A 22,474-nucleotide genomic window follows, 5' to 3' on the forward strand; every position below is an offset into this window, starting at 1 on the left:
TGCGGCTCCGCCGCGCGGGCGCGACCAGCCGCGACGGCTCCCGCACCCGAACGACGACCTATTCCGGCCCGATCAGCGAAGCGCCATGCTCACGCACCGCGATCCGCGCCAGCTTCGTCAGCATCATCCCGTTGCGGATCGCGACGACGTAGTCGACGGGCAGACCGTGCATCCGGGTCCCGGGCCCTCTCAGCGGATGCCAGTCGATGACGAAGAGGGTGTGCGCGCCCCAGGGGATCAGTTGCATGGCGATGCGGGCCGCGCCGAAGGGCTCGGCCCTCGCCTCCAGTTCCAGCCGGCGCCGCGGTTCGCTGATGCGGACGACGACGGTGTCGTCGAGGGTCAGGCGGCCCATCCCGACCCGGACCCGCAGCCGGGCGCCCACGTCCGGCCAGTCGGGGTCCACGGCGAGGACCTCCTGGGTGCCCGTGACCCACTCCCCGTATCGGCTGCCGTCGGACAGCAGGTTCCAGACCTCCGACGGCGAGCTCAGGATCAGACGGCGATTGCGCGACACGCCGACCACGCTCCTTCACCTCGGCCGCTCAGCGGGCTCTTCGACAGTAGCCGCGCCGCACCCGACGGGCATGCCGAGCCGCGGCCGCCGCTGTCCGAGGTGACCCCTTCCCGCGCCCGGCGTTACCCTGTTGACCGGCCGCGATCACCCTCGCGGCGCGGCGGTGGGGCCCGCCGTACCCGAACCGCGGCAGCGTTGCCGCCAACGGTCCCTACTTGCAACCGCGAGGCCCGCATGCCCCGGGCCGCCCAGGCGAGTAGGAGACGTACGCCCATGACAGCCCCCGAAACCGACAGCCTGCGCGCACCCGCCGGCACCGCACGCCCCGCGGCCTGGCGGGCGCAGGCACCCGTCGTCGCGGTGGTCGCGGCCGGCGGAGCCCTCGGCGCCACGGCCCGCTACGCACTCGCCCTGTGGTGGCCGCTCCAGCCGGGCGGTTTCCCCTGGGCGACCTTCTGGACCAATGTCGTCGGCTGCTCCGTGATAGGCGTGTTCATGGTGATCATCACCGACGTGTGGGCCGCCCACCGCCTGGTCCGCCCCTTCTTCGGCACCGGCGTCCTCGGCGGGTTCACCACCTTCTCGACGTACGCCGTCGACATCCAGAGGCTGGTGGACGACGGTCATCCGCGCACCGGACTCGCCTACCTCGCCGCCACCCTCGTCGCCGCACTCACGGCGGTCTGGCTCGCCTCGGCGGCCACCCGTCGCGTCCTGAAGTGGAGGCAGTCATGACCAGGCTGACCGGCAGGGCGCTGCGCCTGACCGTCTTCGTGGGGGAACACGACACCTGGCACCACAAGCCGCTCTACTCCGAGATCGTGCACCGCGCCCACGCGGCCGGCCTCGCGGGCGCCAGCGTCTTCCACGGCATCGAGGGCTACGGCGCCTCCTCGCTGATCCACACCTCACGACTGCTGTCGCTGAGCGAGGACCTCCCGGTCGCGGTCGTGATCGTGGACACCGAGGAGCGGGTGCGCGCCTTCCTGCCGCAGCTCGACGAACTCGTCTCCGAAGGACTCGTCACCATCGACGACTGCGAGGTCATCCGGTACATCGGCCGCGACGACAAACCGAGCGAATCGGACAGGAAAGGTAAGAAGTAGCCGTGAACTGGCTTCTGGTCGTCGCGGGTGCCGTCGTCGGTGCGCCCCTGCGCTATCTCACCGACCGCGCGGTGCAGTCCCGGCACGACTCCGTGTTCCCCTGGGGCACCTTCCTCGTCAACGCCTGCGGCTGTCTGATCCTCGGCCTGCTCACCGGCGCGGCGGCCTCCGGTGCCGCGGGTTCCCACCTCCAGCTGCTGCTCGGCACCGGGCTGTGCGGCGCCCTGACCACCTACTCGACCTTCTCCTACGAGACCCTGCGGCTGACCGAGACGGGCGCCGGGCTCTACGCCCTCGGCAACGTCGTGGGCAGCGTGGTCGTGGGCCTCGGCGCGGCCTTCCTCGGCGTGTCGCTGGCCGAGGCGATGTGGTCGTAGGCCGCCGGCGGCGGTGTCGATGGCGCGGGAGCCACACCCGCGCCTGGTAGGACAGTGCGCACCAGCTGTCCCGCCGACCCCCGGAACTGGATCACATGAGCGTCATCAGCGTCGGTCAGGCCATCGTCCTCGGAGCCGTCGAGGGGGTGACCGAGTTCCTGCCCGTCTCCTCGACCGGCCATCTGAAGATCGTCGAGGGGCTCATGGGCATCCCCGTGGACGACGACTCGGTCGTCGGGTTCTCGGCCGTCATCCAGGTCGGCGCGATCGCCGCCGTGCTCGTGTACTTCTTCAAGGACATCGTGCGGATCGTGTCCGCGTGGCTGCGCGGGCTGCGCGACAAGGAGGAGCGCTATCACCACGACTACCAGTTCGCGTGGTGGGTGATCTGCGCGACGATCCCGATCGTCGTCGTGGGCCTGGCCGCCAAGCCGCTGATCGAGGGGCCGCTCGCCTCGCTGTGGGTGGTCGCGGGCTCGCTGATCGTGGGCAGCGGTGTGATGTGGGCGGCCGACCGGATGGGCCGGCACAAGCGAGGGGAGGACGACACCTCCTTCAAGGACGCCATGCTCGTCGGCAGCTCCCAGATCCTCGCCCTGCTCTTCCCGGGCTTCTCGCGCTCCGGCGCCACGATGTCGACGGCTCTGATGCTCGACCTCGACCGGGTCGCCGCCACCCGTCTGTCCTTCTTCCTCGGCATCCCGGCGCTGACCGGCGCGGGCATCTACGAGCTCAAGGACGCCCTCGGCACGGGGACGGCTGCGCTGCCGCTGGCCGTCGGCACACTCGTGTCCTTCGTCGTCGCCTACGCCTCCATCGCCTGGCTGCTGAGGTACGTCGCCAAGCACTCCTTCAACGCCTTCGTGATCTACCGGATCGTGGTCGGGCTGCTGCTGTTCGGGCTGCTCGGCGCGGGTGTCGTCAACAGCTGACGGGCGCCGGACGTGACGCCGGCGACGGACCTCCGGCGTCACGTCCGGTGAATCTCTCCTTAGGGGTCCCTTGACACCACCGTCCGCTCACCCGGAATATCTCTCCCGTGAACCTGTCAGACAGCCGGACAGCCGGACAGCCTCCCCGTCGTGTGAGCGCCATGGAGGCGGTGCTGGCGCATCTGCGTGATGCCATCGAGCGCGGCGAGTACGCCGTCGGCGACAAGCTGCCCTCCGAGGCGGAGCTCTGCCGCACCCTGGAGGTCAGCAGGCCCGTCCTGCGCGAGGCCCTGCGGGCCCTGCAGACCATGGGCCTGACCGTCTCCAAGACCGGCAAGGGCACCTTCGTCGTCGCCAGCACCGTCGAGGACCCCACCTTCGGCGACTACTCGGCGAGCGACCTGCTGGAGGTGCGCCGCCACGTCGAGATCCCGGTCGCCGGGTACGCGGCACTGCGCCGCACCCCGGAGAACCTCGACCACCTCGCCCACCTGCTGGACCGCATGGAGCGGGAGACGGACACCACCGCGTGGGTCGCGATGGACACCCTCTTCCACCTGGCCGTGGCCGAGGCCGCCCAGAACCCGGTCTTCCGCCGGGTCATCGAGGAGATCCGTGACGCACTGGCGCGTCAGTCGGCCTTCCTCAACGAGCTGGGCGGTCGCCGCGAGCAGTCCAACCGGGAGCACCGGGCGATCGTCGAGGCGCTGATCGACGGTTCCGAACTCGACGCGACCGACGCCATGGCCCACCACCTGGATCGCGTCGAGACGACCCTCACCGACATCGTGCGCCCCCCGCGCACGGACAGCACCACGGAAGGCGGACCCGAGGCGTGAGCGAACAGCACCTCAAGGAAGAGACGCGCCCCTCGTCCGGTCACGTAGACGTCGGAGACCACGGCTACAGCAAGTCGCTGAAGGCCCGGCACGTCAACATGATCGCCATCGGCGGTGCCATCGGCACCGGCCTGTTCCTAGGGGCCGGCGGCCGACTCGCCGACGCCGGCCCGTCCCTGTTCATCGCCTACGCGGTCTGCGGCGTCTTCGCCTTCCTCGTCGTCCGCGCCCTCGGCGAACTCGTCCTGTACCGGCCCTCCTCCGGCGCCTTCGTGTCGTACGCCCGTGAGTTCATGGGCGAGAAGGGCGCCTATGTCGCCGGCTGGATGTACTTCCTGAACTGGGCCACCACCGGCATCGCCGACATCACCGCGGTGGCCGTCTACACCCACTACTGGGGCATGTTCTCGGACATCCCGCAGTGGGTGATCGCCCTGATCGCGCTCGCGGTCGTCCTCACCGTCAACCTCATATCGGTGAAGATGTTCGGCGAACTGGAGTTCTGGTTCGCCATCATCAAGGTGGGCGCGCTCGTGGCGTTCATGCTGATCGGCATCTTCCTGTTGGCCACCCAGCACCCCATAGACGGCCACGACCCCGGCCCGGCCCTGATCACCGGCAACGGCGGCGTCTTTCCCAACGGCCTGCTGCCGATGCTGCTGATCATCCAGGGCGTCGTCTTCGCCTACGCCTCCGTCGAGCTGGTCGGCGTCGCAGCCGGTGAGACCGAGAACCCCGAGAAGATCATGCCCAAGGCGATCAACTCGATCATGTGGCGCGTCGGCCTCTTCTACGTCGGCTCGGTCCTGCTGCTCTCGATGCTGCTGCCCTGGAACAAGTACACGTCCGGCGAGAGCCCCTTCGTGACCGTGCTGTCCAACATCGGCATCCCGGCGGCAGGCGGTGTGATGAACCTCGTCGTGCTCACCGCGGCGATGTCCTCGCTCAACTCCGGCCTGTACTCCACCGGCCGCATCCTGCGCTCCATGGCGGTGAACGGCTCCGCCCCGAAGTTCACCTCGGTGATGAGCCGCAGCCAGGTCCCCTATGGCGGCATCCTCCTGACCAGCGGTGTCTGTGTTCTCGGCGTCGGTCTCAACTTCGTCGTCCCCGCCGAGGCGTTCGAGATCGTGCTGAACTTCGCGGCCATCGGCATCCTCGCCACCTGGGGCATGATCATGGTCTGTCACCTGCTCTTCTGGCAGAAGACCCAGAAGGGCGAGCTGACCCGCCCCGGCTACCGACTGCCGGGCTCCCCCTGGACCGAACTCGTGACGCTGGCGTTCCTCGCCTCCGTCCTGGTCCTCATGTACGCCGACGGCGGCGCGGGACGCACCACAGTGCTGTGCCTGCCGCTGATCGTCGCAGCGCTGGTCGCGGGCTGGTACGCCATCCGCAGCCGGGCCGGGCGCACCGCCACCAAGGCCGACGCGTGACAACCGTGTCGGTCGACGACCCCTCATCGACCCACGACAACCAGGCAGCCAGACAGTGATGTACAGCAGCTCCATAGCGGACGCACCCCTTGTCCGCGAACCTCTCCACGCCCCCGTCGCCCACCTCATACGCGGCGGAATGATCGAAGGCATCCACTACGGCTCCGTCGTCGTCCTCGGCGACGACGGTGACGTCCGGTTCCAGCTCGGTGACATCGAGGCCGCCTTCTACCCCCGCTCGGCGCTGAAGCCGGTCCAGGCCGTCGCCATGGCCCGGGCCGGGCTCCCGCTCGACGGCGAGCTGCTCTCGCTCGCCGCGGCGAGCCACTCCGGCGAGGAACGCCATCTCGCCGGAACCCGGCGCATCCTCGAACTCGCCGGGCTCACCGAGGACCACCTGCGCAACGTCCCGGACATGCCGTTCGACCCCGTCGTCCGGGACGCCTGGGTGCGGGAGGGCCGCGCGCCCTCCCGGCTCGCCCAGAACTGCTCCGGCAAGCACGCGGCCATGCTGTACACCTGCGCGCTCAACGGCTGGTCCCTGGACGACTACCTCGACCCCGGCCACCCGCTCCAGCAGGCCGTCGCCGAGATCGTCGAGGACCTCACCGGTCAGCGGATCGCGCGGGTGACCGTCGACGGGTGCGGTGCGCCGCTGTTCTCCGTCTCGCTGCACGGGCTCGCCCGCGCCGCCGCGCGTATCACCACCGCGGCGCCGGGAACGCCCGAGGCCCGGGTCGCCGACGCGATGCGCGAGCATGCCGAGATGGCTTCCGGCTCCGGCCGGGACGTGGCGGCGCTGATGCGGGCCGTGCCGGGGCTGCTGGCCAAGGACGGCTTCGAGGGCGTGCAGGTCGCCGCGCTGCCGGACGGCCGGGCCGTCGCCGTGAAGATCGCCGACGGAGCGAATCGGGCGCGGGTGCCGGTGGCTGCCGCCGCTCTTGCGTGGGCCGGGGTCGACCCTGAGCTGCTCACCGAGTTCCAGGGTGAGGCGCTTCTGGGCGGCGGGCGGGAGGTCGGGTGTGTGCGGCCCGTTCGTTCGCTGGAGCCGGTTGTCGTTTCGGCCTGCGCCTAAGGATGTGCCGGCCATCGCGACCAGCGGCTGCGGGGCCGTTGTGGCTGGTCGCGCAGTTCCCCGCGCCCCTGAAGGGGCGCTCTCCCTCACCTTTCCTGAAAGAAGAACCGTTTCCCCATGAACGCCGTCACCCGCAGCGAGCACGATCTGCTCGGCGACCGTGATGTCCCCGCCGACGCCTACTGGGGTGTCCACACCCTGCGTGCCACCGAGAACTTCGCCATCACCGGCACGCCCATCTCCGCCTACCCGCACCTGATCGACGCGCTCGCCGCCGTCAAGGAGGCCGCCGCCCTCGCCAACGAGGAGCTCGGTCTGCTGGAGCCGAAGAAGGCCGCCGCGATCGTCGCCGCGTGCCGGGAGATCCGCAGCGGCGAACTGCACGACCAGTTCGTCGTCGACGTCATCCAGGGCGGCGCCGGCACCTCGACCAACATGAACGCCAACGAGGTCGTCGCCAACCGGGCGTTGGAGCTGCTGGGCCACGAGAAGGGCCGGTACCGGCACCTGCACCCCAACGAGGACGTCAACCTCGGTCAGTCGACCAACGACGTCTACCCGACCGCCGTCAAGATCGCGACGGTGTTCGCGGTGCGCGGGCTGCTCAAGGCGATGGCCGTCCTCCAGGACGCGTTCGCCCGCAAGGCCGTCGAGTTCCGGGACGTGCTGAAGATGGGCCGCACCCAGCTCCAGGACGCGGTGCCGATGACGCTCGGGCAGGAGTTCTCCGCCTACGCCGTCATGCTCGACGAGGACCGCTCCCGGCTCGCCGAGGCGGTCGAGCTGATCCACGAGATCAACCTGGGCGCCACCGCCATCGGCACCGGCCTCAACGCCCCCGCCGGATACGCCGAGGCGGCCCGCCGCCACCTGTCCGAGATCACCGGACTGCCGCTGGTCACCGCCGCCAACCTGGTCGAAGCCACCCAGGACTGCGGCGCGTTCGTCCAGATGTCCGGCGTCCTCAAGCGGATCGCCGTGAAGCTCTCCAAGAGCTGCAACGACCTGCGCCTGCTGTCCTCCGGCCCGCGCGCGGGCCTCGGCGAGATCAACCTGCCGCCGGTGCAGGCCGGTTCGTCGATCATGCCCGGCAAGGTCAACCCGGTGATCCCCGAGGTCGTCAACCAGGTCGCCTTCGAGGTGATCGGCAACGACGTCGCCATCACCATGGCCGCCGAGGCCGGACAGCTCCAGCTCAACGCCTTCGAGCCGGTCATCCTGCACTCCCTCTCCGAGAGCATCACGCACCTGCGCAATGCCTGCGTGACCCTCGCCGAGCGCTGCGTGGTCGGCATCACCGCGAACACCGACGCGCTGCGCCGCACCGTGGAGAACTCCATCGGCCTGGTCACCGCCCTGAACCCGCACATCGGGTACACGGCCGCGACCGACATCGCCAAGGAGGCGCTCGTCAGCGGCCGGGGCGTGGCCGAACTCGTCCTGGAGAAGGGCCTGTTGCCGGCCGAGACCCTGGCCGACCTGCTGCGCCCGGAGGTCGTCGCGGGCACCGGACAGGCCCTGGCCTGACCAGCGGCGACCCCACCTCGGATGCGCGAAGGGACCGGCCGGGAGGCACAATGGTGATCATGGCAGCGTCGACGTCGTCACTGACCTTCCAGCCGATCCTGGAGCGCATCGCGGAGGAGATCGAGCGGACCCCCGGCCGTGGCCGGCCCGCCGACTACATCCCGGCGCTCGCGGCCTGCGACCCCCGCCGCTTCGGCATGGCCGTCGCCGAACTCGACGGCACGGTGTACGGCGTGGGGGACTGGCGCGAGCCGTTCTCCACGCAGTCCATCACCAAGGTGTTCACCCTCGCGCTCGACCTGGCCCGCGAGGGCGACGAACTCTGGGAGCACGTGGGCCGCGAGCCCTCCGGCAACCCGTTCAACTCCCTGATCCAGCTGGAGTACGAGAACGGCATCCCGCGCAACCCGTTCATCAACGCGGGCGCCCTCGTCGTCACCGACCGCCTCCAGACCCGTACCGGAGACGCGGCCGGTGAACTCCTCGCCTTCCTGCGCGCCGAGAGCGGCAACGCGGCCCTGGACTTCGACAAGGACGTCGCCGCCTCCGAGACGGCGAGCGGCGACCGGAACGCCGCGCTCGCCCACTTCATGGCGTCCTACGGCAACATCGACAACCCCGTGCCGGCCCTGCTCGACCAGTACTTCCGCCAGTGCTCCGTGCAGGCGTCCTGTGCCGACCTCGCCCTGGCCACGTCGTTCCTGGCCCGCCACGGCGTCCGGGCCGACGGCACCCGCCTGCTCACCCGCAGCCAGGCCAAACAGATCAACGCGGTCATGCTGACCTGCGGCACCTACGACGCGGCGGGCGACTTCGCCTACCGCGTGGGCCTGCCCGGCAAGAGCGGGGTGGGCGGCGGCATCATCGCCGTCGTACCGGGCCGGTGCACGTTGTGCGTATGGAGTCCGGGTTTGGACGAGCGGGGCAATTCGGTGGCGGGAGTGGCGGCCCTGGACAGGTTCACCACCTTGACGGGCCTGTCGGTGTTCTAGACGGGGGGCTGCGGAGAGGCTTTTGGCTTTCAGGGGCGCGGGGAACTGCGCGACAAGCCCCGCCGCAATCGATCACGCGCCGGACACACCCCGGACCCCCCTCAGAGAGACGGCCGTCAACTGACGGCCACCCGTCGTTGACAGGCTGACCGAGTGTTGGCCATGGCTTTTCCCATCGATCTCCGCCGCTGCCAGATACTCGGTCTGGCCGGCACCGCCATACTCGCCCTGGGCGGTGAGACGGCCGGTGCGCTGCCGGTCCGGGAACTCCTGGCCCCCAGCTCGGCGCACGCCGCCCTCGGCCTGGTCGGCGTGTACTTCGGCGTCGTCCTGCTGATAGCCGCATGGCTGCTGCTGGGCCGGCTCGTGCGCAGCGCGGATCCGCCGACCCCGCGCGCCTTGCTGCTGGTGCTGGCCGCCTGGGCCACCCCGCTGCTGATCGCGCCGCCGCTGTTCAGCCGGGACGTGTACAGCTACCTGGCCCAGGGAGCCATGGTCGACGCGCACATCGACGTGTACGCGTACGGCCCCTCCCACCTCGGTGGCCCCCTCGCCGACGAGGTCGCCCCGCTGTGGCGGCACACGGGGGCGCCCTACGGCCCCGTGTTCATGGGCGTCGCCTCCGTGCTGTCCGGCGCGACCCGCGGCGAAGTGCCCGCCGGACTGTTCGGCATGCGGCTGATAGCGCTGCTCGGCGTGGCGCTGATGGCGGCCGCCCTGCCGCGCCTCGCCCGGCACAGCGGAGCCGACCCGGCCGCCGCGCTGTGGCTGGGCGCCCTCAACCCGCTGGTGCTGCTGCACCTGGTGGCGGGCGCCCACAACGACGCCATCATGCTGGGCCTGCTCGGCGCCGGTCTGGTCGCCGCTCTCGGCCGCTGGCCCATCCTGGGCGCCGTCCTTGTCACCCTGGCGGCGCTGGTCAAGGCACCGGCCGCGCTCGGCCTCGTCGCCGTCGTACTGCTCCAGATGCGTTCCGGACACCACCCGGCCAAGGCCGTCCTCACCACGGGAGCCGCGTCCGCCGCCACCACGGTCGCCGCCACGGCCGTGGCGGGCACGGGATACGGCTGGATCGGCGCCCTGGACACCCCGGTCTCCACCCAGAACTGGGCGCTGACCAGCCTGCTCGGCCGGGCCACCGCGTCGCTGCTGGAGAAGACCGGCAGCGATCTGGCGCCGCTGGCCGTCCCGGTGTGGCACACCTTCGGACTCGTCCTCACCGGCGTTCTGGTGCTCCTCATATGGTGGCGCTGGCGTCCGCGCCCGGTGTACGCGCTCGGCCTGAGCCTCGCGGCCGTGGCCGCCTTCGGACCGGCGATCCGCCCCTGGTACGCGCTGTGGGGCCTGTTCCTCATAGCGGCCGCCGCGCCCAGCACCTCGGTACGGCACCGGGTCGCGGCCCTGACGGGCGTGCTCGCGCTCGCCGTACTGCCGAGCGGCGGCCCGGCCGACGCCGGGCAGCTGGTGCTGGCTATCTCCGGCGGCGCGCTCGCCGTGGTCGTTCTCTGGCAGGCGCATCTGGCGGCACAGGCCCCGGCGTTGGGACGTACGGCATGAGGCTTCCGCGCACCGATCGCGGCCGGCTGGCACTCGTGCTCGCCCTCGTCGCCGCCGTCGCCCTCTTCACCGCCACCGTGCCGTTGCTGCGCGACTGGTTCGACCTGCGCGTCTACTACGGCACCGTCGACAGCTGGATGCACCACGACGGCCGTATCTACGACTACCGGGTGCCCGGCACCACGTACGGTTTCACCTACCCGCCGTTCGCGGCGGTCGTGATGCTGCCCATGGCGCTGCTGGATCTGCACGTCGCCATCGCGGTGGCGCTGCTGCTCAACCTGGTGGCGCTGGCCTTCGTGCTGCGGGTGATCGCCGGGCGGGCCTGGCGGCGCTACGGCTGGTACGGAGTCGCGCTGGCCCTGTGCGGGCTGGCCCTGTTCGAACCGCTGCGGGACACCTTCAGCTTCGGGCAGGTGAACATCCTGCTGCTGGCCCTGGTGCTGCTCGACTGCTGGTTGCTGTCGACCGGCCGGGAGCGCCGGGCGGGTGTCGGCATCGGTCTGGCGGCGGCGATCAAGCTGACGCCGGCGGCGTTCATCGGGCTGCTGCTGGTGGCCCGTCGCTGGCGGGCCGCGGCCGTGGCGACGTCCGTGGCCGCCGCCGCGACGGCGCTGGCGGCGTGGGTGGCGCCGGGCCCCTCCCGTTTCTACTGGACGCACGCGATGTGGGACACCACCCGGGTCGGCCGCCTCGACTACGTCTCGAACCAGTCCCTGCAAGGGATCCTGGCCCGGCTGGACGTGACGGGCCGGGAGATCTGGGCGGTCGTCGTCCTGGTCGTCCTCGGGGTGTGGGTGGCGCGCACCCGCCGGGCGGTGGCGGCGGGGGACTGGACGGCGGCGTTCGCCCTCACCGGGCTGACCGCCTGCCTGGTCAGCCCGATCACGTGGGTCCACCACCTGGTGTGGCTGCTGCCGTCCTTCGCCGTCCTCGTCCGCGCCGGCCGGCGACGGGTGGCCGCCGCCCTGTACGCGGTGCTGTGCACCAGCGTGGTGTGGCTCTGGTTCGACGACGCGTCCGGCGTCGACGGCTTCATCGGCAGCAACACCTACGCGTGGATCACCCTCGGCCTGCTGTTCTGGCTGCCGGTCGGTCAGTCCGCCTCCGAGCGCTCGACCCGGCCGCGCGTCACCAGCGACACGGCACCCGCGCCCATCCCGGCGGCACCGGCGATCGCGCAGGCCTCCGCCCAGCCCGGCGCTGCGCCCTCGGGCGTCACCGCAGCCACCACGGGCACCGTGGCGGGGCCCGGCGCGGGTCTGGCCCGCAAACCGTCGAGCGACCCCACCGGCTCGACCCGGCCGGCCGCGCCGAACCCCCAGTCGAGCAGTTCGCCGGCCTCCTCGTAGACGGCGTGCCCGCCGCCCGCCCGGGGGTTGAGCACCGTCACGACGAGGGTGCGACCACCGCGGCGGGCGGCGGCGACGAGGGTGTTGCCCGCCTTGCTGGTGTAGCCGTTCTTGATGCCGATCAGCCCCGGGTACGGGTCCACCCCGTCCGCGCCGGTCAGCAGCCGGTTGGTGTTGCGGATCGGGTAGGCCCAGCCGCCCCCGCCCGGGAACGACGCCACGGCCGTCCCGCAGTACCGCGCGAACTCCGCGTTGCGCAGCCCGGCACGGCCGAACACCGCCAGGTCGTACGCCGAGGACACCTGGCCGGGCGTGTCGTACCCGTCGGGCGACACCACCCGCGTGTCGAGGGCGCCGAGCGAACGCGCCTTGGCCTGCATCCGGGCGGCCGTGGTGCGCCAGCCGCCGTTGAGCGCGGCCAGCACATGCACGGCGTCGTTGCCGGAGCTGAGGAACACCCCGCGCCACAGATCGGCGATCCGGTACGTCCGCCCCTCGGCGACCCCGACCAGACTGCTGCCGGGCCCGATCCCGGCCAGCTCCTCGTTGCGCACGGTGTGCGGGACGCCGACGGGCAGGGCCGGCAGCAGGGTGAGGGCGAACAGGGTCTTCAGGGTGCTCGCGGGCGGCAGCCTGCGGTGCGCGTCGTACGCGGCGAGCACCTCGCCCGAGTCGGCGTCCGCCACCAGCCACGACAGCGCCGAGACGCGCGGGAGCCGGGGCGCCCCGGAGAGCGGATGCACCTGAGTGCCGGACCGGTACAGCAGCGCGGGGCGTGGGATCGCCGCGGCCCGGGGTCCGCCCGGCGGGTCGGGGTCGAGCCCCTCGTGGGCGAACGCGGCGGCGGGTGCGAGCGCCAGCAGTCCGGCCGCGCAGAGCACGCACGCGGACACGAGAGCCCGGGAAGAAAGTCCGATCTTCATACTGCCAAGCTAGGAACGGAGTCGCCCCGGACCGTGCTGCCCGGGCCGGTCGGGGCGCGCGGGCACCCGGACGGGCGATGCTCCGGCCGTCACTCGCCGGGCAAGGTCGGCTGGATCCGCCGCAGGAACGTGGCGTTGTCGGGTGTCTCGCGCAGGCGTTCCAGGAGGGTCTCCAGGTTGGTCTGCCCGTCCCGTGTCTGGAGCGCCCGGCGCAGGCCGCGTACGACGCCCAACTCGGCCGGGGGCAGCAGGAGTTCCTCGCGGCGGGTGCCCGACGGGTTGATGTCGACGGCGGGGAAGACCCGCCGGTGGGCCAGGTCCCGGTTCAGGCGCAGCTCCATGTTGCCGGTGCTCTTGAGCTCCTCGAAGTAGAAGTCGTCGGCGCGGGAGCCGGTCTCCACCAGGGCCGTGGCGAGGATGGTGAGCGAGCCGCCCTCCTCGGCGAGCCTGGCGGCGCCGAAGAACCGCTTCGGCCCGTGCAGCGCCGCGGCGTCGACGCCGCCGCTCAGGGTGCGTCCACCGGAGGCGGCCGCGTTGTTGTGCGCCCGGCACAGCCGGGTCAGGGAGTCGAGCAGGATGACGACGTCCTCGCCCGCCTCGACGAGCCGCTTGGCCCGCTCGATGACGAGCTCGGCCAGCGCGATGTGTTGCTTCGGCGTCTGGTCGAAGGTCGAGGCGTACACCTCGCCGCGCACCGAGCGCCGCATGTCGGTGACTTCCTCGGGGCGCTCGTCGAGGAGCACCACCATCAGCCGGCACTCGGGGTGGTTGCCGGCGACGGCGGCCGCGATCTGCTGGAGGAGGACCGTCTTGCCGGTCTTTGGCGGGGCCACGATCAGGCCGCGCTGGCCCTTGCCCACGGGGGCGATCAGGTCGGTGACCCGGCCGGTCAGCCCCGATGCCCGGTGCTCCAGGCGGATCCGCTCACGCGGGTGAAGGGGCGTCAGCTCGCCGAAGCGGCGGCGGTTCCTGTCGGGGGTGCGGCCGTTGACGCGGGCGACGTCGGTGAGGGTGCGTCCCTCGCCGCGTACGCCGTCGACCAGGTCGCCCTTGCGCAGGCCGTACCGGCGGATCAGCGCGGGGGAGACCGGCAGGTCGGCCGGGGTGGGCAGCAGGTGCTCGGCGCGCAGGTGTCCCTTGCCGTTCGCGTCGATGTCGAGCACGCCGGTGACGGCACGGACCGGGGGCTGCTGCCGTACGGGTGGGTTTTCGAGAGTGGTGGTCATGGTGGTGGGTCCTTTCACGGACGGAAGGCATGGGACATGCGGAAGGAAGGGAGATGCCGCGGACTTCGGGAAGGCGGTCGACGCGCCTTCGGGCGGCGGGACACAGCACCCCGGACATGGCGCTGAGCCGGTCACGAGATGGTGCGGAGAAAGCCGGTACGCGGACCGGCGAACTGAGGTGGAACTGGCACCGGCGCCCTGGACCGGGCGTACACAGGTGCTAACGGGACGGTACCACGGTGGTTCAGCGCGTGGCGAGGAGTCCGTAGAGCAGGGGGATCCGCGGTTCTGGAAGCCGCCACCAGCCGGAGGGCGTGCGCTCCATGTGCGGCCAGCGCTGCCAGGGCAGCTCGTCGCTCTCGGTGAGGCGCCGGATGGTCAGTCCTGCCTGCGTCAACGCGCCGAGGACCTCTCCTATTCCGTGCATCCACTCGAAGCTGTCGGTGGCGCCCGCCACGGCCGGGCCGTCCGTGTAGGTGTGCGTGGCGTCGCGGTGCACGGCCCCGTCGCCGCTCAGGTAGTCGTGGCGCAGCAGCAGCTCCGGTCCCTCGCCCGGACCGGGCTTGGGGCCGAGGGAGTTGAGCAGCGGGTGGAACTCGACGATGTACAACCGTCCGCCGGGCCGCAGGAGTCGGGCCACCACACCCGCCCAGCGATCCAGGTCGGGCAGATAGCACAGCGCGCCCTTGCCGGTGTAGACGACGTCGAACTGCCGCCCCTCCAGGGCCGCCACGGCGTCGTAGACGTTCGCCCGCACGTACGTGACGTCCAGCCCCGCCTTCCGGGCGATGCCGTCCGCGGCGGCCACCGAGGCCGCGGAGAAGTCCAGGCCGACCGCGCGTGCCCCGCGCTGTGCGAAGGCGAGCGTCTCGGTGCCCAGATGGCACTGGAGATGCAGCACGTCCCGCCCGGCCAGCTCACCGAGGTCGTCCCATTCGAAGGAGGCGAACCAGCGGGCCGGATCGAGGTCCTGGTCGAGGCCGTAGAACCGGCTGGCGACGTGGACGGGTGTGCGGGCGTCCCAGTTCGCCTGGTTGGCCGACATCATCCGCGCATGCTCGTCGGTGGTCATGGGGACATCCAACCGCGACCGCCCCACGCGCAGGCGGACATCGCGCCACGGGGCACCCGGTGTCGATCCGGGTGCACCCCGCGTTCCGCCCGACGCTACGCGGACCGGAGCCGCGCCTCCTGCTCGATCCGGTCGAACTGCGCGCCCATGGCCTCCGCCAGCGCCTGCGCGCCCGACAGCGGACGGACCATGACCATGAAGTCGTCGATCAGCCCTTCCTCGTTCACCCGGAGGAAGTCGCAGCCGGTGATCTCCCGGTCGCCCACCCGCGCGGTGAAGACCAGCGCGTGATCACGGCCGTTCGGGTCGTTGATCTCCCGCACATAGCGGAAGTCCTCGAAGACCCGCACGACACCGCGCAGGATCGCCGCCGTGATCGCCTTGCCGGCATACGGCTTGAACACGACCGGGCTGGTGAAGACGACGTCCTCCGCCAGCAGGGTCTCCATGGCATCGGCGTCGCCCGCCTCGACGGCCTCGCGGAACGCGCGCATCGGATCACCTCATAGTCAATTTGTTGAGTAGGTGCGGATGAGAATAATCACCTGCTGTTACGGTGTCCACATGTCCCTCAAGTACGCCGTCCTGGCCGCCCTGCTGGAGGGCGAGGCCTCGGGTTACGAGCTGTCCAAGGTCTTCGACATCTCGTTCGCCAACTTCTGGCCCGCGACCCCGCAGCAGCTCTACCGGGAGCTGGAGCGCCTGGCGCAGGACGGCCTGGTCGAGGCCCGTTTCGTGCAGCAGGAGCGACGGCCCAACAAGCGGATGTTCACGCTCACGGAGGCCGGACGGGAGGACCTGCGGAGCTTCGCGGCCGAGCCGCCCCGACGGCCCACCGCCGTCCGCGACGAGCTCCTGATCAAGCTCCAGGCGATGGACGACCCCGGGACCGCCCGCGCCATGATCGAGGAGCGCATGACCTGGGCGCGTGGCAAACTCGGCCGCTACGAGCGTGTCCGCGCGCGCATGCTCGACGGCCGGACCGAGGAGGAGTACCTGCGCGAGTCCGACCGGGTCGGGCCGTATCTGACGCTGCTGGCCGGGATCTCCTTCGAGGAGCAGATCCTTTCCTGGTGCGAGCGGGTTCTCGTCGTCCTCCGGCAGCGCGTGGCGCAGGGGTGAGGTGAGCCGGATGTTCAGCCCCGAAGGCCCCTCCCTGCGTGAACTCACCGTCCAGGCCCTGTCGTCCGTCGAGCGCGGCTACGACCTGCTCGCCCCGAAGTTCGACCACACGCCGTTCCGTACGCCCGACTCGGTGCTCGACGCCGTCGCGGCGGCGCTGGCACGGACCGGACCCTACGGCGACGGTCTCGACCTGTGCTGCGGGACGGGCGCAGGCGTCGAGGTGCTGGCCGAGGTGTGCCGGCACAGTGTCACCGGCGTCGACTTCAGCGCGGGCATGCTGGACATGGCCCGGCGGCAGGCGCGGGACGCGAAACCGCGTATCGGCTGGGTCCGTGCGGACGCCCGTGCCCTGCCCTTCGCCCCCGCCTTCGACCTGGTGGTGAGCTTCGGGGCGTTCGGGCACTTCCTGCCGCGTGAGCTGCCGGGCCTGTTCGCCCAGGTGCACTCCGTACTGCGGCCCGGCGGCCGCTTCGTCTTCCCCGTCGTGGCCCCGCCGCGGCCCGTGTCGGTCGCCTACTGGATGCTGCTGGGCTTCGACGCGGTGATGCGGGTGCGCAACGCCGTGTGGCGGCCGCCGTTCGTCATGTACTACCGGGCCTTCCGGCTCGGGGAGGTGCGCGCCGAGCTGGCCCGTGCCGGGTTCGAGGTGGAACTTGAGGCCCTGCCCGAGTTCGGGCGGCGGCGGGACGGGAGCCCGCGGGTGCGGATGGTCGTCGCGCGCCGGCCCGAATCGGACTGACGACGTCATGGTGCGCCACGCGTCGCGCGTGCTCAGCCCGCCGCGGGCAGTGTGAACTCGTAGACCAGGGCGTCCTGTTGGGCGTCCACGACGAGGTCGGTGATCTCCAGGGGGCGGGCGTACTGGTCGTGGACGCAGCGGGTGACCCGCACCGTGGACGCTCCCGGGAGCCGGGTGATGGCGTCCCGGTGGTGCAGCGAGAGGCCCGCCCTGCGCATCCAGTCGTAGGCGAGCCGCAGTTGGGCCGAACCGGAGGCCTCCGTGCGGTCGCGGTAGCGGGCCAGCTCCGCCACCTCGGCCAGCGCCACCGCGGAGAACGATGTCACGGCCGTGCGCTGCCCCCGTCCGTCGGCGCCCGTGGACTCGTAGCGGTGCACCAGGGTCTCGCGGTGCGGGGCGAGCCCCAGGGCCTCGGCGTGCTCCGGGGAGGGCGTCTCCCAGGTGACGGTGGCGTGGTCGACGGCGCCCGGGCCGGTGGTCCGGGCGCCGACCGGGAAGGTGAGCGAGGCGGGCGTCTCGACCGGCAGGCCCGGCAGCGTGGCGTGGCTGCCGCGCCGGTCGGTGGCCACCAGACCGCTGCGGCGCAGCACCTCGAGCGACTGCCGGACGGTCTCCCTGCTGACCCCGAAATGCTCCGCCAGATGCCGTTCCCCCGGCAGCCGTTCGCCCGGCGGGATCGTCCCGTCGCGCAGCTCGCCGAGGAGCTCGGTGGCGATCCGCCAGTACAGCGGCTGGGCTTCGGTGAGCGGGCGGTCGTGCGGGGTGGTGCGGGCCATGCCGCGCCTCCTGTTGGTGACGTGTTGTAGCCGAGCGGGCTCCTTGCGTCACCAGATCTAAGCAGTGGTCTAAACCAACGGGGAAGGGTGGCCCCTCACTTCGGCTGAAACGGCCCGCGCCGAAGGGCCGTCACAGGGCGCCGTACAGGGCGTCGATCAGCGCCATCTTCCTTGGGTCGTCCGCGATATGAGGCCCCATCCGGTTCATCGTGTACCCCAGCGACACCCCGGCCTCCGGGTCCGAAAGACCGCACGAGCCGCCGAAGCCGTCGTGTCCGAAAGCCCGCGGGTTGGGTCCGTACGAGCCGTTGGGTCCACTCAGCCACAGGCCGAGGCCGATCTCCGTCTCGTGTGCGAACCCGGCGCCCAGCACGAGATCGCGGCAGCTGCCCTGCCCCTCGCGCACCCGCTCGGCGGCCTCGGGGGACAGGATGCGGCGGCCGTCGAAGGTCCCGCGCCCCGCGAAGATCCCGTACAGCGCGGCGACCGCCCGCGCGGTGCCGTGCCCGTTCGCGGCGGGAATCTCGGCGGCCCGCCACTCGGGCGAGTTGGCCTGGGCCGCGCCCAGGATCGGGTTGGTCAGCGCGGCGAGCGCCGCCGGCGCCAACTGGCTGAAGATCGCCGCCTGTTCACTGCTTCTGGCGACCGGCGGCTGCACCAGCCCGGCCACCCGCCCGGACTCCTTCTCGGGCAGCCCGATCGTGAAGTCGATCCCGAGCGGCCCGGTCACCTCCCGCTCCAGGAAGGCCCCCGGCAGCAGCCCCGACACCCGCCGCACGACCTCCCCGACCAGGGAGCCGTACGTGAACGCGTGATACCCGGACCGGGTCCCCGGCGACCACCACGGCTCCATCGCCGCGAGCCGCTGCGTCGTCAGCTCCCAGTCGCAGAGCTGCTCGAACGAGTGCGGCTCCCGCAGCCCGGACAGGCCCGCGCGGTGGGAGAGCAGATGCCGTACGAGGATCTGCTCCTTGCCGGCGGCGGCGAACTCGGGCCAGTACGTGGCCACCGGTGCGTCGAGGTCGAGCAGGCCCCGGTCGGCGAGGATGTGGGCGCACAGCGCCGTCGGCCCCTTGGACGTCGACCACACGTTGACCAGCGTGTCGCGCTCCCAGGGACGGCCGCGCTCCCCGTCGGCCCACCCGCCCCACAGGTCCACCACGGTCCGGCCGTCGACGGTGACGGCGACCGCGGCGCCCAGCTCCTCGCGGTCCCGGAAGTTCGCCTCGAACGCCTCCCGCACCGCCGCGAACCGCGGATCGCAGTGCCCCTGCACCTGTGCCTCGTGCTCCGCCATCGGCCCACCCCTTGTCGTCCGCCGGAACCCCGGGCCACGACGCCGCGACCCGGGCTCCCCGAACGTACCGACTGGTCGGACTGGACGGAAGGTGCCCGCACGGCCGAAGTCACCCGAAGAACAGCGAGCCCTCCGGTTCCCGGTGCCCTTCGACCGTGTGCCAGTAGTCGCGGGTCTCGACGGCCAGTCCCGCGGCGTCGAAACGGGCGAAGACACAGCCGGCCAGCGTGGCCGGCGTGCCGTCCTCCTCGGAGAGGACCCGGAACTCGGCCACGGCCACACCGTCCGCCCCGACGACCGGGGCGGAGAAGCGCACGTCGGTCACCCGCTCGGCCGCGAACGACCAGCGCAGATACGCGCCCAGCTCGCCGCGTCCCCGATGCGGTGCGCGGAACGGCATCGAGCGATGGACGCAGTCCTCGGCGTACAGCTCCAGCAGCGCGTCCACGTCGTGCTCGGCCCAGGCCCGCCGCCAGACGCGCACGAACCGCTCCGCGGCCTCACGAGTCTCCATACGGCGCCCTCAGGCGTGCGAGCGCAGCCAGTCCAGCTTGGCCGCCTCGTGGAACGGGCCGCCGCCCTCGTGGTCGTTGAAGTCGTACACCTCGATGGCCTTCTCGTCGTGGGCCCACGCGTTGAACGCCGCGAAGACGGTGGAGGGCGGGCAGGTCTGGTCCTCCAGTGCCGCCGAGAAGAACGCGGGCGCCCGGCCGCGCGCCGCGAAATGGACGCCGTCGAAGTACGACAGGGTCCGCAGGGCGTCCTCGGTGCGGCCCCGGTGCGTCTTCAGGTAGAGGCCGATCTCGCGGTACGGGTGACGGTCCGTGAGGGTCGCCGCGCGCGGGAAGTCGCACAGGAACGGCACGTCCGGCGCGACCGCCACCAGGTCCGGGACCAGGCCGCCGACCGCGATCGTGATGCCGCCGCCCTGGCTCGCGCCGAGCGCGGCCGTGCGGGCGGCATCGGTGAGGGGGTGGGAGCGGGCCGCCTCGACGGCACGCACCGCGTCCGTCAGCACCCGGCGGTAGTAGTAGTTCTCGGGGGCGTCGATGCCCCGCGTCATGAACCCGGGATACGCGGGCGCGGCACCCACGGGGTCGGGCGTCCCGCCGCCACCGCCCCACGCGCTGCCCTGACCGCGCGTGTCCATCGAGAAGTGCGCCCGCCCCGTGGAGGCCCACAGCAGGTTCTCGTGCGGCAGGCCGCGTCCGCCGCCGTAGCCGATGAACTCCACGACCAGCGGCAACGGCTCGGTCGCCCCGGCCGGCAGCCGCAGCCAGCCCTTCACCGGGTGACCGCCGAACCCGGAGAACGTCACGTCGTACACCTGCACGGTGCTCAGCCCCGTGTCGACCGGCTCGAAGCGCGCGTCCAGCTCGTGCTCACGCGCCTCCTGGAGCGTCTTGGACCAGAACGCGTCGAAGTCCTCGGGCTCGACCGACTCGCTGCGGTAGTCGCGCAGTTCGTCGAGCGGAAGGTCGAACAGGGCCATGACGGACCGCCTTTGCGAAGAGTGACTGCGGATGATCACACCGTACGTCGATGATCGGAGGACTCGCCAGATCTACGGCCCGCCGTGCGCCTACCATGGCGCCATGACGTCTGCCGTCGATCCGCCGATCGAGGTCGCGGAACTGCTGGTCAGAGATGCCGAACTGCTCGTCGTGGACAGCGGCTGGGAGATCCCCGGCGGCTGGCTGGCCGTCACCGATGGTCGGGTGACCGGTGTCGGCCCCGCCGGAAGCGAACCCGAGGCCCGCACGACCGTCCGGGCGTCCGGACGGCTCGTCACCCCGGGCCTGATCAACACGCACCATCACATCTACCAGAACCTCACCCGCTCCTACGCGCCTGCCGTGAACGGCTCGCTGTTCGACTGGCTCACCACCCTCTACCCGATCTGGGCCCGTCTCGACGAGGAGGGCGCGTACGTTTCGGCCTACGTCGGTATGGCCGAACTCCTCATGGGCGGCTGCACCACGTCCTCCGACCACCTCTACGTCCATCCCCGCCCCCGGCTCGTCGACGCCGAGATCCGTGCCGCCCGCGACATCGGCTTCCGCTTCCACGCCACCCGCGGCTCGATGACCCGCTCCGTCGAGGACGGCGGACTGCCGCCGAGGAGCGTCACGCAGACGGAGGACGAGGTCCTCGCCGACAGCGAGCGGCTGATCGGGGCATACCACGACCCCGGGCCGGGCGCGCTGGTACGAGTCGCGCTCGCGCCCTGCTCACCCTTCTCCGTCACCAGGTCGCTGATGACCGCGACCGCCGAACTCGCCGAGCGGCACGACGTACGGCTCCACACCCACCTCGCCGAGGACCACGACGAGGACACGTACTGCCTCGAGACCTACGGCTGCCGTCCCGTCGAGTACTTCGAGGACACGGGGTGGATGAGCGACCGCAGCTGGGTCGCCCACTGCATCTACCCGAACGACGCCGAGCTGCGCCGTCTCGCGGCGGCCGGCGTCGGCGTCGCGCACTGCCCCAGCTCCAACATGCTCATCGGTGGCGGCACCGCGCGCGTCGGGGAGATGCGTGAACTGGGCCTGCCCGTCGGTATCGGCTGCGACGGCTCCGCCTCGACGGACCACGCCTCGCTCTGGATGGAGACCCGGACCGCGCTGCTGCTGGGCCGCTACCGAGGCGGCCCGGGCGCGATGACCGCCCGCGACGCCCTCGACATCGCCACCCGCGGCTCGGCCCGCTGCCTGGGAAGGGACGACGAACTCGGTCATCTGCGGCCCGGCGCCTGCGCCGACCTGGTCGTCTGGGACCTGCACGAGGTCGCCCTGGCCGGTGCGCTGAGCGATCCGGTGGAGGCGTGGCTGCGGTGCGGTCCGGCCCGGGCCTGGACGACCGTGGTCGGCGGCCGGGTCCTGGTGGACCGCGGTGAACTCCGGCTGCCCGGGCTGTTGGAGGCGCTACGGGTGCACGGCGCGGTGGCGCGGGCGATGCAGGGCCGGTCGACCTGACGGAGCGCGGCTCCTCATGCCCGGCGGCCCGTCCACGCCGGTTCGGTGCGGGCCCATTCCTGGTCCCACTCGGCGAGACGGCGACGCATCGCGGCATGCCGTACGACGGTGTGGCCGAAGAGGATCACGGCGACGGCGGCGCCCGTCGTGCAGATGCCGATGGTGACGGTGTTCTGCCAGACCGCCGCGGTGCCCGGGGGAGGGGTCACGCTGTGGCCGCGGGAGTCGAGCCAGACGTCGACCTTCGCACCCGTGCCCGTCCCCGGCGGGACCCGTGCCACGGCCGTACGGGGGCCCAGCTCCGGATCCGTCCAGCGCACCGTGGCCTTGGCGGTCGGCTGACGTGCGCTCTGTGCGAGAGGAGCGGTGCGCGAGGCCCGCTCGACGACCTCGGCGCGGACGTGACGCAGGTCCTCCCGCTGCTCCCGGACCAGGGCCTGGGCATCGCCGTGAGCCCACCAGGCCGCCACCACCCCGGTCAGGGGTGCGACGACCAGCAGCAGGACCGCCACGGCCACCAGCGTCCACGCTTCCATGACATCCGACCGGCGCCGCAACGGACTCGACCGAAGGCGCCAGCCATGCACCTGGCTTCGCATGGCGTCCAGGTACCCCACATACCGGACAA

The 22,474-nt window shown here is 71.7% G+C and carries 23 protein-coding genes and 1 pseudogene; 14 read left to right on the forward strand and 10 right to left on the reverse strand.

Translation table 11 applies throughout. The annotated features are described in order from the left end of the window. Nucleotides 1-58: 58 nt before the first annotated feature. Nucleotides 59-517 (reverse strand): SRPBCC family protein, encoded by a 459-nt coding sequence (locus tag CP983_RS40150; protein WP_150505265.1) that lies wholly within the window; start codon nucleotides 515-517, stop codon nucleotides 59-61. Between the two features lie 273 nt (nucleotides 518-790). Between CP983_RS40150 and crcB (CP983_RS40155) the strand changes: the two genes are divergently transcribed. The 11 genes from crcB (CP983_RS40155) (at nucleotide 791) to CP983_RS40205 (ending at nucleotide 11,710) form a co-directional block, all read left to right on the forward strand. Beyond that, nucleotides 791-1,252: a fluoride efflux transporter CrcB gene (crcB, locus tag CP983_RS40155; RefSeq protein WP_150505267.1), complete on the forward strand. Its 462-nt coding sequence runs from the start codon at nucleotides 791-793 to the stop codon at nucleotides 1,250-1,252. Then, nucleotides 1,249-1,623, forward strand: coding sequence for a DUF190 domain-containing protein (locus tag CP983_RS40160; protein ID WP_150505269.1), 375 nt, complete (start codon nucleotides 1,249-1,251; stop codon nucleotides 1,621-1,623). Before crcB (CP983_RS40155) ends, CP983_RS40160 begins: the two co-directional genes overlap by 4 nt. 2 nt (nucleotides 1,624-1,625) lie before the next feature. Continuing rightward, on the forward strand, nucleotides 1,626-2,000 hold the full coding sequence (gene crcB, locus CP983_RS40165) for a fluoride efflux transporter CrcB (RefSeq protein WP_150505271.1): 375 nt from the start codon (nucleotides 1,626-1,628) through the stop codon (nucleotides 1,998-2,000). Nucleotides 2,001-2,095: 95 nt separating this feature from the next. Next, the gene (locus tag CP983_RS40170) at nucleotides 2,096-2,932 is read left to right on the forward strand and encodes an undecaprenyl-diphosphate phosphatase (RefSeq protein ID WP_107910009.1); all 837 of its coding nucleotides are present in this window, start codon (nucleotides 2,096-2,098) and stop codon (nucleotides 2,930-2,932) included. Between the two features lie 107 nt (nucleotides 2,933-3,039). Further along, nucleotides 3,040-3,771 carry a FadR/GntR family transcriptional regulator gene (locus CP983_RS40175; protein ID WP_107910007.1) on the forward strand — a complete coding sequence of 244 codons (732 nt, stop codon included), beginning with the start codon at nucleotides 3,040-3,042 and terminating at the stop codon, nucleotides 3,769-3,771. Then, nucleotides 3,768-5,207 carry an amino acid permease gene (locus tag CP983_RS40180; protein WP_125525063.1) on the forward strand — a complete coding sequence of 480 codons (1,440 nt, stop codon included), beginning with the start codon at nucleotides 3,768-3,770 and terminating at the stop codon, nucleotides 5,205-5,207. Before CP983_RS40175 ends, CP983_RS40180 begins: the two co-directional genes overlap by 4 nt. A 58-nt stretch (nucleotides 5,208-5,265) precedes the next feature. After that, nucleotides 5,266-6,282, forward strand: a complete 1,017-nt coding sequence (locus tag CP983_RS40185; RefSeq protein WP_150505273.1) for an asparaginase — start codon at nucleotides 5,266-5,268, stop codon at nucleotides 6,280-6,282. 117 nt (nucleotides 6,283-6,399) lie between these two features. Further along, the gene (aspA, locus tag CP983_RS40190) at nucleotides 6,400-7,809 is read left to right on the forward strand and encodes an aspartate ammonia-lyase (protein ID WP_150505275.1); all 1,410 of its coding nucleotides are present in this window, start codon (nucleotides 6,400-6,402) and stop codon (nucleotides 7,807-7,809) included. A 50-nt stretch (nucleotides 7,810-7,859) separates the two neighbouring features. Beyond that, nucleotides 7,860-8,801 carry a glutaminase gene (locus CP983_RS40195; protein WP_150505277.1) on the forward strand — a complete coding sequence of 314 codons (942 nt, stop codon included), beginning with the start codon at nucleotides 7,860-7,862 and terminating at the stop codon, nucleotides 8,799-8,801. 162 nt (nucleotides 8,802-8,963) lie between these two features. Beyond that, complete coding sequence (gene mptB / locus CP983_RS40200) at nucleotides 8,964-10,358, forward strand: polyprenol phosphomannose-dependent alpha 1,6 mannosyltransferase MptB (RefSeq protein WP_150505279.1); 1,395 nt, start codon at nucleotides 8,964-8,966, stop codon at nucleotides 10,356-10,358. After that, nucleotides 10,355-11,710, forward strand: coding sequence for a glycosyltransferase 87 family protein (locus tag CP983_RS40205; RefSeq protein WP_150505281.1), 1,356 nt, complete (start codon nucleotides 10,355-10,357; stop codon nucleotides 11,708-11,710). The genes mptB and CP983_RS40205 overlap by 4 nt, the downstream gene beginning before the upstream one ends. An 83-nt stretch (nucleotides 11,711-11,793) precedes the next feature. Here CP983_RS40205 and CP983_RS44905 read toward each other — a convergent pair. The 4 genes and pseudogenes from CP983_RS44905 to CP983_RS40225 all read right to left on the reverse strand — a co-directional run. Beyond that, nucleotides 11,794-12,633 (reverse strand): annotated as a pseudogene (locus CP983_RS44905) (D-alanyl-D-alanine carboxypeptidase family protein); the annotation flags it as partial. Nucleotides 12,634-12,722: 89 nt separating this feature from the next. Further along, the gene (rho, locus tag CP983_RS40215) at nucleotides 12,723-13,859 is read right to left on the reverse strand and encodes a transcription termination factor Rho (RefSeq protein ID WP_125525069.1); all 1,137 of its coding nucleotides are present in this window, start codon (nucleotides 13,857-13,859) and stop codon (nucleotides 12,723-12,725) included. Nucleotides 13,860-14,103: 244 nt separating this feature from the next. Then, nucleotides 14,104-14,931, reverse strand: a complete 828-nt coding sequence (locus tag CP983_RS40220) for a class I SAM-dependent methyltransferase (protein WP_150505285.1) — start codon at nucleotides 14,929-14,931, stop codon at nucleotides 14,104-14,106. 95 nt (nucleotides 14,932-15,026) lie between these two features. Further along, nucleotides 15,027-15,425 (reverse strand): nuclear transport factor 2 family protein, encoded by a 399-nt coding sequence (locus tag CP983_RS40225; protein WP_150505287.1) that lies wholly within the window; start codon nucleotides 15,423-15,425, stop codon nucleotides 15,027-15,029. Between the two features lie 70 nt (nucleotides 15,426-15,495). On the opposite strand from CP983_RS40225, the gene CP983_RS40230 reads away from it, so the two are divergent. Both CP983_RS40230 and CP983_RS40235 read left to right on the forward strand, forming a co-directional pair. After that, nucleotides 15,496-16,053, forward strand: a complete 558-nt coding sequence (locus CP983_RS40230) for a PadR family transcriptional regulator (protein ID WP_150505289.1) — start codon at nucleotides 15,496-15,498, stop codon at nucleotides 16,051-16,053. 10 nt (nucleotides 16,054-16,063) lie between these two features. Next, nucleotides 16,064-16,795, forward strand: coding sequence for a class I SAM-dependent methyltransferase (locus CP983_RS40235; protein WP_150505291.1), 732 nt, complete (start codon nucleotides 16,064-16,066; stop codon nucleotides 16,793-16,795). Nucleotides 16,796-16,827: 32 nt separating this feature from the next. On the opposite strand, the gene CP983_RS40240 is transcribed toward CP983_RS40235, so the two are convergent. From CP983_RS40240 to CP983_RS40255, 4 genes are all read right to left on the reverse strand, one after another. Next, nucleotides 16,828-17,571: a GntR family transcriptional regulator gene (locus tag CP983_RS40240; protein WP_093744773.1), complete on the reverse strand. Its 744-nt coding sequence runs from the start codon at nucleotides 17,569-17,571 to the stop codon at nucleotides 16,828-16,830. Nucleotides 17,572-17,701: 130 nt separating this feature from the next. Next, nucleotides 17,702-18,868, reverse strand: a complete 1,167-nt coding sequence (locus tag CP983_RS40245; RefSeq protein ID WP_150505293.1) for a serine hydrolase domain-containing protein — start codon at nucleotides 18,866-18,868, stop codon at nucleotides 17,702-17,704. 109 nt (nucleotides 18,869-18,977) lie between these two features. Continuing rightward, nucleotides 18,978-19,382, reverse strand: a complete 405-nt coding sequence (locus CP983_RS40250; RefSeq protein WP_150505295.1) for a nuclear transport factor 2 family protein — start codon at nucleotides 19,380-19,382, stop codon at nucleotides 18,978-18,980. A 9-nt stretch (nucleotides 19,383-19,391) separates the two neighbouring features. Then, on the reverse strand, nucleotides 19,392-20,360 hold the full coding sequence (locus CP983_RS40255; RefSeq protein ID WP_107909984.1) for an acetylxylan esterase: 969 nt from the start codon (nucleotides 20,358-20,360) through the stop codon (nucleotides 19,392-19,394). A gap of 103 nt (nucleotides 20,361-20,463) precedes the next feature. Here CP983_RS40255 and CP983_RS40260 point away from each other — a divergent pair, with 103 nt between their 5' ends. Beyond that, complete coding sequence (locus tag CP983_RS40260) at nucleotides 20,464-21,846, forward strand: 8-oxoguanine deaminase (RefSeq protein ID WP_150505297.1); 1,383 nt, start codon at nucleotides 20,464-20,466, stop codon at nucleotides 21,844-21,846. Nucleotides 21,847-21,860: 14 nt separating this feature from the next. Here CP983_RS40260 and CP983_RS40265 read toward each other — a convergent pair whose 3' ends face one another. Then, nucleotides 21,861-22,445, reverse strand: a complete 585-nt coding sequence (locus CP983_RS40265) for an Rv1733c family protein (RefSeq protein WP_150505299.1) — start codon at nucleotides 22,443-22,445, stop codon at nucleotides 21,861-21,863. Nucleotides 22,446-22,474 lie beyond the last annotated feature (29 nt).

The sequence above is a fragment of the Streptomyces chartreusis genome, assembly GCF_008704715.1.
In the GTDB taxonomy this organism is placed as follows: domain Bacteria; phylum Actinomycetota; class Actinomycetes; order Streptomycetales; family Streptomycetaceae; genus Streptomyces; species Streptomyces chartreusis.